Genomic DNA, 11059 nt, shown 5'->3' on the forward strand with positions numbered 1-11059 from the left:
AGGGGCACTTTCTGCTTTCCTGACCGCCTGCCGGACAGCCCGCTTCATGAAAGCGCGAGGTTAGGAGAGAGTCTGGAGGAGCCCAGCTGCGGTTCGCTGGCCGAGGCAGCAGGCGAGCACTGGACCCGGGGCACCGGCGTTGACCGCGGCTGACCCCTGTATCTGGCATGGCTGTGGCATGAATCTCAGCCGACGGCAGCCAGCAGCCACGTTGCACGTCTACAGGCCTCAGCCACGCCACGGGTTGTGTTGTTGACCAGAGTAGACACGACGGCCGACCTCGCGATCACGGTGCGCGAGCCCTGAGCTTGGTTTGCTAGAGGGCTAGTTGGCGAGCTGATCTGCGGCGGAGCTGCCTCGGCTCTCCAGGCAGCCGAGTTGGTACCCGGTGCTCCCCGTGGTTCCCCGCACCTGGGGCACAGCTCTGGAACGACCTCTTCATCGACTGCTAGCGCTTGCCGCCAGTCCAACCTACCCGCGAGGCTTCCAACCTCGATTCTGAAAAGCAGCAGCTTCCGACGGGCGACAGGGGACATACTGTCATGTGCTGGGCAAAGGCGACTCGACGGGGAGGCTCCGATGGGATTCAAAAGGCGTACGCTAATGCAGCTCGGCGACCTCATTTGCGGCAATTTTCCGCAAGAAGAGAGCTTCTTTGTTTACAGGAGCAGCAAGTATCTCACAGAGTTTTTCGCTGATGTTGAGACTGACTATGAACATGACGGCACCACACGTCAATATTGGGTAGCCGATACGCTTGAAAAAATCTTGGAGGAACCGCAAACGGGTTCGAATGCCTTGCCCGACACTTTCTCCCGGGTGATCGATAGACTTATGGATCCAGCTGACGCGCTGAACGAAGATGAATCACGACAGGGAGCTCTTGCTCAGCTAAATTCTTGCCTAGCGCGTGAAGGATTTGAGGCCTTCTATGCGCCAGATCGGAAATGCTATCTACGGCATATCGCAACAAATAACATCTCGGCACCCTCCCCGAATCCGCACCGCCCCTTCTCGGTGGCCGAATTGGAACGGCGAGACAAGCTTTCATCCTACCTAGACAATTGTTCCGAGGATGAACTGATAGAAGAAGTGCTGTTGCCGCTCTTTCGGCAGCTCGGGTTTCATCGCATCACGGCCGCAGGCCACAAAGACAAGGCCTTGGAGTACGGGAAGGACGTGTGGATGAAATACAGCCTGCCCACCCAACACGTTCTGTATTTAACCCGTGAAGAAGGTTGTTACTCAACGACTGTCGGGATGCGCCACAGGGGCGCCTCGTACTGCTCTGGTCGGCTGCTGATGAGGAGTTGGCGCAACTCATCGCGCTGCGAGCCGCTGAGGTTCAGGGCCTCGGTGAGGCGGCGGAACGTCGTGTGGGTGACTCCGCGGGTTCGGGCTTCGGCCTCGAACTGGTCGAGCCGGGCCAAGACTGCTTCCGGGTTCAGCTTCGTCGGCTGCTGTTCCGTGAGCCACAGAGCCTTGTTGCGCTCGTAGTCGATCTCCGAGTAGCCGCAGACTTCGCGGCTGTGGGCCTCGGCCTCGTCCAGCGTCTCGGTCGCCATGATGGCTCGGGCGAGCTGGTTGCGGCTGATGGCGTCGTCCAGGTCGACTTCGTGCACCCGCGGGCCCTCGTCCGTGAGCGACACGGGAAGTCCTGCATCCCGGATCTCGCATGTTCCCCGGACGTCCCTGGCTGTCGCCGCGAGCATCCCGGTCGCCTCGGACGGGTGCCACTCCAGGATGGAGCTGATCGTGTCCGCGTCCCTCGCGGTGAGCGTGTGGACGACGGGGCCCAGCAAGCTGGCCACCTTGTCCGGCGGAAGTTCACCGTCCAGGCCCGGTCCCGCGACCAGGAGTCGCACGGAAGCGTTCACCTGGCAGCACGCGGCCAGCGTGAGGGCGTCGGCAAGCGGGCTTTTCAGCGTCGGCTCGTCGCCGCGCGCGAGGATGTCCCCACCCACGTCGAGGAGATCGATCGACTCGGGCTCCAGGTGGCTCACCAAGTCTTCGAGCTGACGGGTGAGGCCCTCGGCGCCCTGGTAGGGGTCGAGTAGTGCGAAGGTGTGCGGGAGTTCCGCCGCCAGTCGGGGGAGTGTGGAGCCCGCGGGGGCGACCGGGCGGGCCTGCGCCGGCACTGACCAGACGGCTGGGCTGATGGGTTCCAGGCCGGTGAAGTCGGCGGCTCGTCGCGGGCCCGGTAGCGGGTCGATCAGGAGGCGGTCCCACGCGTACGTGAGGATCACCGCCGGGGCCTCGTCGCCGTACAGGGCGGCGTGAAGCATGGCGGCGGCGACTGCGTCGCCCCCTCCTCCTGCTGCGACGATCAACCGCGTCATGCGCTCAGACTACGGGTTCACAGATTGGCCACTCACCCTATAGTGGCCAAAGGCCATAGCCACTTGGACTAGGAGGGCGGATGCCTCAGATCGAGGAGGCTCAGCCGAAGTATCTCCAGATCGCGCACTACATCCGTGATCAGATCCTTCGGGGTGACCTGCGACCGGGCGACGAGGTTCCTTCGGAGCGACAGCTTGCCGCGGACTGGAACGTGTCCCGGCCCACGGCCGCACGGTCGCTGGAAGCGCTGAGCCATCAGGGTCTGGTCGAGAAGCGCCAGGGCTCGGGGACGTACGTGCGCAGTCTCGAAGTCAACCGCCGTGCACGGGAGTTGTATGGGCGCGCTCGGCAGACAGGGAAGATCTACACGCCGGGTGAGTACGCGGTGATCACTTCGGCCGGTTGGATGGAGGCCCCGGATTACGTGGCCGAGGCCCTGGGTCTGGTGAAGGATCGTCGAGCCGTGCACCGCCGGCGCGTGACGAACAACCAGGACGGTCCGATCACGCTGTCCACCTCGTGGTTCGCTCCGGACGTTGGGCGGCGTGCGCCCAGGCTCATGGACCCTGAGCGGATCCAGGAAGGGACGCTCATGTACGTCGAGAAGATGACGGGGCGTCAAGGTAGCTACGCCGAGGACCGCATGTGCGCTCGGGCCGCTACGGACGAGGAGGCCGCCGACCTGCGGTTGGAGCCGGGAGCTCCGGTGCTCGTCGTCCATCACGTCGTCTTCGACCTCCAGGACCGGCCGCTGGAGTTCGCCGAGGCCACTTATCCTCCGCACCGCTGGACGTTCGAGCAGGGCTACCCGCTCACCTGACGGCTCGACGGCTCGCCGGTTGCGGCGAACCGCTTGCGCGCACCAAGTGGCTAATGCCACTATCCACAAAGTGGCTAAGGCCACTTGGATCGGAGGGAGGCACGACGTGACGAGTCGGCGGCCGGAACAGGGCGTGCGGTTAGCTTGCCGAGGATGCCGGGGGCGTGGGTGGAAGCGCGTCGGCTCCCGAACGGCTCTGGCGCTCTCCACGGCCAATGACCGCAGCCGTGCCACGTCGAAGCGGCGCTGCCTCGACTGCGACGGCAGCGGCAAGGAGTGAGCGCGCATGGCCTTCATGATCGAACGCTACGTCGGCCCCGGCTCGGCACGGCTCGGAGCGATGACCCTGCATCCGGAGCCCGAGTCGGTGCCGCGGGCCCGGCGCTGGTTCCGGCGGTTCATCACTCCCTATGAGCCAGCCTGCTCGGTCGACGACTGCGTCCTGATGATCTCGGAGCTGGTGACCAACGCGATCCGCTACGGGCGGTCGGACGAGCCCTGGCTGGTGCGGGTGGAGTGGTTCCGCGAGGGGCCCTCGCTCCGGGTCGAGGTGCACAACCCGGGTTTCCCCGCGAACGTGCGGATGCGGCACCCGGACGCCAACGACGCGCACGGGCGGGGACTGCTCCTGGTCGACTCCATCGCCGACTCCTGGCACTCCGGACCCAGCCACTTCGGCGGAACCGTCGTCTCCTTCGTCGTGGCCGATGCCTGGCCGACGTGATCGGATCACCCTCCCCTTCTACTGTCGCCTTGAATCTGTTGCTAGTTTGGTTGACCAGTTGACTTGGCCAATCTCGACAGGCGGCGTTCATGGCGTATGAAGTGGAGCCACCGAAGTACGTGCGCCTCGCGCAGACGATTCAGCGCCGTATCGAGGACGGCACGTACGCGCCAGGGACCCGCGTTCCCAGTGAGAACCAGCTGGTGCAAGCCTTCGGGATGTCCCGGCCGACCGTCGTGCGGGCGCTGGAGCTGCTGAAGCGGGACGGGTGGCTTGAGTCCCGGCAGGGCTACGGCACGATCGTCCGCGGCCGTCCGGAAGTCGTTGAACAGAAAGACCGGCGGGGGCGCGAGGCGCTGGAGCGCGACGAGTCGCAGAGTGCGGGCCGGCTGGTCGAGGTGAAGCGGGTGGCGGTCCCGGCTCGGGTCGCCTCGGCGCTCGGCCTGCCGAAGAAGGCCGACGTCCTCATGCGCCGCTTTCTGGTCGAGGAAGACGGCGAAGCGGTTGAGCTGGTCTCGTCGTACTTCCCCGCCGGCCTGGTCGAGGGCACCGAATTGGGGAGCGCCGAACCCCTGAGCGGCAGTACTCGCAAGCACCTCGAAGTGCGGAAAAAGGTCCGCTTCGACCACGTGACCGAGCGGGTCTCCGCTCGCCTGCCCGAAGCTCATGAAGCCGAGCTGCTGGGGCTGCCGGACGGCGTTCCCGTGCTGAGCGTCCTGGTCGTCGCGTGCGACGCCTCCGGTCAAGCCCTGCAGGTCTCCGATGTACTCCTTCCGGCTGACCGGCAGGAGCTCGAAGACACCTACCGCCTGCACTGACCCGCATCTGGGGTAATTCACCCGCGATAGCAGCTTGACAAGTCAACTTAGCAACCATAGCGTCGAACTTGCTAAGTCAACTTGTCAGGTCGGCAAGTTGATCGACTTCCGAAGGAGCAATCCCTGTGCGTGTGATCCGCGTTGATGCCTCGACCGCCACCATCCTGCTCACCGAGGCTCCGGCGCCGAAGGTGCGCGACCGGCAGACCGGTGAGATCGCCAAGGACACGGTGACCGGTGAGGTTCTGATGACCGTCGGCGTCGTCTACATCGACGAGGGCGAGTCGTCGCTGATCCAGGTCACCGTCCCGGAGAGCGGCGTGTCCGAGGGGCTGACGGTTGGCGCTCCGGTCTCGCTGCCGGGCCTGGTGGCGCGGCCGTGGCAGAGCGTCTTCAACGGCCAGCAGCGGCACGGCATCGCCTACCGGGCGACCGCCGTCACCCCGGGCGCCTTCCCGATGGCCGAGGCGGGCTGATCACTGTGCCGGATCTGGTGACTCTGGCCGAGCTGGGCGGCCCGCTCGCTGCGATAGGCGGCGCCGCGTACGCCCGGCACGCCTACCCGGCGGCGTACTGGTCCACGGTCGGGCTGCCGCTGTCGGTGGCCCGGCTGCTGGCCTCGTACTCCTCGACCATGGACGCCTGCGGCCTGACCGTCGAGCCGTCTCACTGGCGGGCGCTGGCCGTCCGAGCGACCACCCGGCGTGAGGTCCGGCCGGTGCCTCCTCGACGGGGCATCATCCGGCCCACCACGACCGGTCTGCGCATGCGGCTGCGGCTGGCTCCGGGGCAGGAGCCGGCGGACGTGGCGGCCTCGGCCGAACGGCTCCGGCACGCCTGGGGCGTCCATGCCGTCCACGTGCGGGACGTCAAGCCGGGTGTCGTCGAGCTGCGGCTCGTCGGCTTCGACGTGCTGCGCAAGGTGCGGATGCCCCGCCGTCTCGATACCGGCCCGCTTCGGGTGCCGGTGGCGTTACGGGAAGACGCGACCGCGTTCGTACGGGACTACCGGACCGTGCCGCATGAGCTGGTGCTCGGCGCCACGCTGTCGGGCAAGTCCATGTACCTGCGGAATCTGCTGACCGGGCTGGCCGCTCAGCCCGTCGTCCTAGTCGGGATCGATTGCAAGCGCGGAGTCGAGCTGGCGCCGTTCGCGCCTCGGCTCTCCGCCCTGGCGACCGACCCGGACCAGGCGGCCGAATTGCTTCCCGTGCTCGTGAAGGAAATGGAGGACCGATACGACCTGATCAAGGCCCGGCAGGGCATCGCGCCCGGTACCTCGGAAGAACTGATCACCTCGGACATCTGGGGACTGCCGGAGGACGAGCGTCCCGCTCCCATCGTGCTGTTCATCGACGAGGTGGCCGAACTCTTCCTCGTCGCCACGCGGAAGGAAGAGGAGCGGCGGGATGAGATGGTCACCCAGCTCATCCGGCTCGCCCAACTCGGCCGCGCCGCCGGCATCTACCTCGAAGTCTGTGGGCAGCGCTTCGGCGCCGAGCTGGGCAAGGGCGCGACCATGCTCCGGGCCCAGCTCACCGGCCGCGTCTGCCACCGCGTGAACGACGAAGCCTCGGCCAAGATGGCGCTCGGCGACATCGCACAGGAAGCAGTCACGGCCGCCTGCGCCATCGCCCCCGAGCTGCCCGGCCTGGCCGTCGTCGGCGACACCTCCGGCGGCTGGTCCCGCATCCGTACCCCCTACCTCTCCCTCGCCGACGCCGCGGCCACCTGCCGCGCCACGGCGCACCTTGCCCCCGACGTACCGGCGCTCGATCCCTTCCTGCCGTACGTCCCGCCGACACCGGCGGAGGCATCCGGGCCTGTGGCCACGGCTCGCCCGGTCGCCGAGTAGCCCCACCTGTTCCCACGGCCGGCACGGCCGCCCCGTGCCATGTCCCTACCCCCTCCATGCCTGGAACCGGAAGGAGTCGTGCCGTGCGTGCCCTGCCCGTCCGCCTCGACGCCGTACTCGTCCAAGCGCTGATCGCGGCTGCGTTGTCCTTCGCCCACCTGCACGACCTGGCCTCGGCCGCTGGACAGCACGGATGGAAGGCGTGGGCGTACCCGGTCTCCGTCGACCTGTTGTTGGTGGCGGCCTGGCGGCGGCTGCGCTCCGGTGGGGCGAAAGCGGCCGGGTGGTGCTGGTTCCTCGTCGCGCTGACCGCCTCGCTCGGCGCCAACGTCGCCACGGCCGGGCTCCTCGACCTGGGCGCCGTACCGGCCTGGCTGCGCATCCTCGTCGCGGGATGGCCCGCGGTCGCCTTCCTGGGCGGCACGTTGCTCGTCCACGGGGCAACCGCGGACGGTCCGGCGGGCGACTGTGAGCCGGCCCCGGAACCTGTGGCGTCCGAAGTCCCTGCCTCCTCCGAACTGCCCGTCGCGGAACCGGTACCGGCTCCGCCCTCGACAACTCCGGTTCCGCCTGCGCTGGTCACGCTCGCACGCAAGGTCGCCGACGAGCACCGCGCCCGGACCGGAACGGCAATCGACACCTCCACCCTTCGTGCCCGCCTCGGCGTCCCGCTGCCGCTGGCCGAAGCCATCTCCGCCCAACTCACCTGACCCCGGAGGACTTTCCACCGTGCGTCCGTCCACGCTCCGCGCGCTGAAACGCGCCGCCGAGCTGACCCGACAGAACCGCCTCACCGAAGCCGTGCTCATCGCCGAACCGGTGATCCTCGCCGCCGACAGCTACGAGGGCGACGAGATCTTGCGCTGGCTGGCCGAGCACGTCACCGACTTCACCGGCGAAAACGACAAGGAGACCCCGTGACGCCCGCCCACCGCCGCTTCCGCAACGTCGTCCGTATCGGCCCCGTCCAGGTCGCCACGTACTACGACGGCCGGGGCCGCGAGAAGCACACCGCCGCCTGCACGGCCCCGCGCTGCGGCTTCGCCGCCGACTACGACAGCCGCGCCGCCGCCGAGCTGGCCGCCCGTACCCACCGCTGCCGCGTGCGCTGAGGAGCTCCCGTGACCGTCTCACTGCCGCTCGTCTTCGTCCTGGGCGTCATCACCTGGGCCGCGATCAAGTTCCTCGGCATCCGCATCTGGGTCGCCGTCGTGATCGCGCTGTTCGGCTTCTGGCTCTCCCACACCTTCCTGGCCCCCGCCATCGAGTCCGGCACCCGCAGCGGCGTCGGGGTCGTCAACGGCACACACGACTGACAAGGAGGACCGCCGTGCTCCGCCCCAAGCTGCCCGACATACCCGCCCCGCCGACGACCCTCGGCACCTACCAGCAGAGCCAGACCCCGGCGCCCTCCGCCGGCCGCCCCCTGACCCCCTACGTGGGCGCGGTCGCCGCTGTGGTCGTCGTCGGCATCGTGCTCACCGCGCTCTTGGCGGCCCTCGCCGTCTCGGCCGTGTCCGTGGCCGTCGCCGCCGTGGTCCTGCGCTCCCTCGTCAACGGCGCGCACAGGCGCTGACCGGCCGCCGGGGCGGCAACGAGCCGCCAAGCATCCCGCCGCCCCGGGGCCGTCCCTCCCAACCGTCGAAACAGCCGAAAGGAACTCCCATCATCACCCGGCAGGCTCCGCCCCCGCTGGCGGAACTCTCCACGTTGGCCTCCCTCGGCACCATGCCCGAGCTGGCCCGCCAACTCTCCGGCCTGGGCGGTTGCACCCGCCCCGTACGTCTCGACGGCCACCGCACCGAGTACGTCGTCGACAAGACAACCGGCGAGATCGGCCGCGTCCTGCACCACCTGGACTCGACCGCCCTCCCCGCCGGTCAGCTCCTCGTCCGCTGCAACAACCGCCGCGCCACCCGGTGCGCGGCCTGCGCCGAGACCTACCGGCGCGACACCTACCACCTGATCACCGCCGGGCTCCGCGGCGGCAAGGGCATCCCCGAACGGGTCGCCACGCACCCGCGCGTCTTCGCCACCTTCACCGCTCCCGGCTTCGGCCCGGTCCACAACCGCCCCTCCGGCGGCCGTGACTGCCGCTGTGGCACTCGGCACGACAAGGATGACCCGACCCTGGGCACACCCCTCGACCCGGGGTCCTACGACTACGAAGCGGCCGTGCTGTGGAACGCGCACGCCGGCGCCCTGTGGCGGCGCTTCTCGATCTACCTCCGCCGGGAGGTCGCCAAGCGGGCCGGCCTCACACAGCGGGCGTTCCGGCACCATGCGCGGATCTCCTTCGCGAAGGTGGCCGAGTACCAGAAGCGCGGCGCCGTCCACTTCCACGCCGTCATCCGCCTCGACGGCCCCGACGGCGGCGACACTCCGCCCCCCGCCTGGGCCACGGCCGAGCTGCTGACCGACGCCATCCGGGCCGCCGCCGTCGCTGCGCGAGTCGACGGGCCGGTGATCGACGGACGGGCCCACACCTTCGCCTTCGGCCGCCAGCTCGACGTCCGCACCATCCGCTCCGCCGACTTCGACGACGGCCAGGAGCTGACCGAGCGGGCCGTAGCGGCGTACATCGCCAAGTACGCCACCAAGGGCGCCGAGACGGCGACCGGCACCCTCGACCGGCCGATCCGCCTCCTTGCCGAGCTGGCCCAGGCACGGATCACCGAACACGCCCGGCGCATGATCCGCACCGCCTGGACCCTCGGCGCACGCAAGGACCTGGAACACCTCCGCCTGCGGGCCTGGGCCCACATGCTCGGCTTCCGCGGCCACTTCTCCACCAAGTCCCGCCGCTACTCCACCACCCTCGGCGCCCTCCGCGACGCCCGCGCCGCATGGCGCCGCGCCCAAGCGGCTCGGCCCGTCCCGCAGGACGGGGAAACCACGCTCGTCCTCGCGCACTGGGTGTTCGCCGGCACCGGCCTTTCCCGTGCCGAAGCCTGGCTTGCCGCATCCCTCGAACCCGCCCCCGGAACGGAAGGAGAGCCCACCGCATGAACGACCGCTACCTGTCCGTGGACCAGGTGGCCGAACTGCTAGGCACGACCGCCCGCTTCCCCCGGCGGCTGATCGAGGAGCGGCGTATCCGGTACGTGAAGGTCGGTCGGCATGTGCGCATCCCGCAGAGCGCGGTCGAGGAGTTCATCACGGCTCACACCGTCGAGCCGGTCAGGCTTCGTCGTGCCGGACTGCGGAGGGTTGCCTGATGGCCAACAAGAAGGGCAGGCGTCGGCGCTTCGGCGCGGTGCGGCAGTACCGGTCCGGTCGTTGGACGGCTTCCTACCTCGGGCCTGATGGTGAGCGCATCCGCGCGGATCAGACCTTCGATACCAAGAAGGACGCCGAGATCTGGCTGTCCCAGGTTGAGGCGGATCTGAGCCGCGGGGATTGGCGCGCCCCGGACGCCGGTGCCGTCAACTTCCGGGTCTACGCCGAGAAGTGGGTCGAGGAGCGGGAGTTGGCCGTTCGGACGGAGGACCTGTATCGGCACCTGCTCCGGCTCCACATCCTTCCGACTTTCGGCGCCCTCGACCTAAACGAGATCACCGCTCCTCGCGTCCGTGAATGGCGGGCCGAACGGCTCCGCGCAACCGGTGCCAAGACGACCGTGGCCAAGGCGTATCGCCTCCTCAAGGGAATTCTTGAGACGGCTGTCGACGACGACCTGATCGGCCGCAACCCGTGCCGCATTAAAGGCGCGGGCAAGGAGTCGGCCGCTGAACGGCGTATCGCCACCGTCGCCCAGGTCGACGCCCTTGCCGACGCGATCGGTATCCGCTGGCGGCTCATGGTCTACCTCGGCGCCTACGGCCCGATGCGGCCCGAGGAGTTGGCCGGCCTCCGCCGTCGTGACGTGGACGTGGACAACCTCGTGATCCGCGTGCGCGTCGCCGAACCCGAGCGGACCAACGGCAAGCGGGCCCCCGGCCCGCCGAAGTCCGAAGCGGGTGCCCGGGTCGTCGTCCTCCCGGCCTTCCTCCACAAGGAGGTGAAGCGGCACCTCGACTGGTTCGCCGAGAAGGGTCCCGATGGGCTGGTCTTCGTGGGAGAGAAGGGGGCGGCCTTCCGGCGCACCTCGTTCGGGCGGAAGTGGCGTCGGGCTCGCGCAGCAGCGGGGCTCCCGGACGGCTTCCGCTTCTACGATCTTCGTCACACCGGACACACCCTGTCGACGCGTTCGGGCGCCACTCTCCGGGACACGATGGTGCGCGCCGGCCAGTCCTCCGAGAAGGCTGCGCTGATCTATCAGCACTCCGACGAGGAGCGGCAACGGGAGGTCGCCGCCGGGCTCGACGACTTGGTGCGCGCTGAACGCGCGAAGCACCACAAGGAGAAGCCGCCGGAGAGCTAATGGTGCGGTTGTGGTGCAGCATCCGTCCACTGGTCTGGACAACAAAGAACCCCCGGGTCTATGACCTGGGGGTTTTGCATGGAGCGGGTGACGAGAATCGAACTCGCGCTCTCAGCTTGGGAAGCTGATGTTCTACCAT

Annotated in this window: 14 protein-coding genes; 13 read left to right on the forward strand and 1 reads right to left on the reverse strand. The window is 68.4% G+C overall.

Going from position 1 to position 11059, the window contains the following annotated elements:
• Positions 1–1241: 1241 nt before the first annotated feature.
• Positions 1242–2339 (reverse strand): DUF1152 domain-containing protein, encoded by a 1098-nt coding sequence (locus ABD207_RS28990; protein WP_344016196.1) that lies wholly within the window; start codon positions 2337–2339, stop codon positions 1242–1244.
• Between the two features lie 80 nt (positions 2340–2419).
• Here ABD207_RS28990 and ABD207_RS28995 point away from each other — a divergent pair, with 80 nt between their 5' ends.
• From ABD207_RS28995 to ABD207_RS29055, 13 genes are all read left to right on the forward strand, one after another.
• A complete protein-coding gene (locus ABD207_RS28995) occupies positions 2420–3160 on the forward strand; it encodes a GntR family transcriptional regulator (RefSeq protein WP_344016197.1) in 741 nt (246 codons plus the stop codon).
• Between the two features lie 286 nt (positions 3161–3446).
• Entirely contained in the window at positions 3447–3884 is a 438-nt protein-coding gene (locus ABD207_RS29000) for an ATP-binding protein (RefSeq protein ID WP_344016198.1), read from the forward strand.
• An 89-nt stretch (positions 3885–3973) separates the two neighbouring features.
• Complete coding sequence (locus tag ABD207_RS29005) at positions 3974–4702, forward strand: GntR family transcriptional regulator (RefSeq protein WP_344016199.1); 729 nt, start codon at positions 3974–3976, stop codon at positions 4700–4702.
• 125 nt (positions 4703–4827) lie between these two features.
• Complete coding sequence (locus ABD207_RS29010) at positions 4828–5178, forward strand: SCO3933 family regulatory protein (RefSeq protein ID WP_344016201.1); 351 nt, start codon at positions 4828–4830, stop codon at positions 5176–5178.
• Positions 5179–5183: 5 nt separating this feature from the next.
• Positions 5184–6557 (forward strand): FtsK/SpoIIIE domain-containing protein, encoded by a 1374-nt coding sequence (locus tag ABD207_RS29015; RefSeq protein WP_344016203.1) that lies wholly within the window; start codon positions 5184–5186, stop codon positions 6555–6557.
• Positions 6558–6640: 83 nt separating this feature from the next.
• Complete coding sequence (locus ABD207_RS29020; protein ID WP_344016204.1) at positions 6641–7267, forward strand: DUF2637 domain-containing protein; 627 nt, start codon at positions 6641–6643, stop codon at positions 7265–7267.
• A gap of 19 nt (positions 7268–7286) precedes the next feature.
• Positions 7287–7478, forward strand: coding sequence for an RING finger protein (locus ABD207_RS29025; RefSeq protein ID WP_344016206.1), 192 nt, complete (start codon positions 7287–7289; stop codon positions 7476–7478).
• Positions 7475–7669: a mobile element transfer protein gene (locus ABD207_RS29030; RefSeq protein ID WP_344016207.1), complete on the forward strand. Its 195-nt coding sequence runs from the start codon at positions 7475–7477 to the stop codon at positions 7667–7669. The genes ABD207_RS29025 and ABD207_RS29030 overlap by 4 nt, the downstream gene beginning before the upstream one ends.
• A 9-nt stretch (positions 7670–7678) precedes the next feature.
• A complete protein-coding gene (locus tag ABD207_RS29035) occupies positions 7679–7873 on the forward strand; it encodes a hypothetical protein (RefSeq protein WP_344016208.1) in 195 nt (64 codons plus the stop codon).
• Between the two features lie 14 nt (positions 7874–7887).
• Entirely contained in the window at positions 7888–8133 is a 246-nt protein-coding gene (locus ABD207_RS29040) for a SpdD protein (RefSeq protein ID WP_344016209.1), read from the forward strand.
• A 152-nt stretch (positions 8134–8285) separates the two neighbouring features.
• Entirely contained in the window at positions 8286–9566 is a 1281-nt protein-coding gene (locus ABD207_RS29045; RefSeq protein WP_344016210.1) for a replication initiator, read from the forward strand.
• Positions 9563–9775, forward strand: a complete 213-nt coding sequence (locus ABD207_RS29050) for an excisionase family DNA-binding protein (RefSeq protein ID WP_344016212.1) — start codon at positions 9563–9565, stop codon at positions 9773–9775. The genes ABD207_RS29045 and ABD207_RS29050 overlap by 4 nt, the downstream gene beginning before the upstream one ends.
• On the forward strand, positions 9775–10920 hold the full coding sequence (locus ABD207_RS29055) for a tyrosine-type recombinase/integrase (RefSeq protein ID WP_344016213.1): 1146 nt from the start codon (positions 9775–9777) through the stop codon (positions 10918–10920). The genes ABD207_RS29050 and ABD207_RS29055 overlap by 1 nt, the downstream gene beginning before the upstream one ends.
• Positions 10921–11059 lie beyond the last annotated feature (139 nt).

It is taken from the genome of Streptomyces thermospinosisporus, from assembly GCF_039526425.1.
GTDB lineage: Bacteria > Actinomycetota > Actinomycetes > Streptomycetales > Streptomycetaceae > Streptomyces > Streptomyces thermocarboxydovorans.

Coding starts and splice junctions, on each gene's coding strand:
- ABD207_RS29045 (WP_344016210.1), top strand. CDS start 8,286: ATGCCCGAGCTGGCCCGCCAACTCTCCGGCCTGGGCGGTTGCACCCGC.
- ABD207_RS29005 (WP_344016199.1), top strand. CDS start 3,974: ATGGCGTATGAAGTGGAGCCACCGAAGTACGTGCGCCTCGCGCAGACG.
- ABD207_RS29055 (WP_344016213.1), top strand. CDS start 9,775: ATGGCCAACAAGAAGGGCAGGCGTCGGCGCTTCGGCGCGGTGCGGCAG.
- ABD207_RS29050 (WP_344016212.1), top strand. CDS start 9,563: ATGAACGACCGCTACCTGTCCGTGGACCAGGTGGCCGAACTGCTAGGC.
- ABD207_RS28990 (WP_344016196.1), bottom strand. CDS start 2,339: ATGACGCGGTTGATCGTCGCAGCAGGAGGAGGGGGCGACGCAGTCGCC.
- ABD207_RS28995 (WP_344016197.1), top strand. CDS start 2,420: ATGCCTCAGATCGAGGAGGCTCAGCCGAAGTATCTCCAGATCGCGCAC.
- ABD207_RS29000 (WP_344016198.1), top strand. CDS start 3,447: ATGGCCTTCATGATCGAACGCTACGTCGGCCCCGGCTCGGCACGGCTC.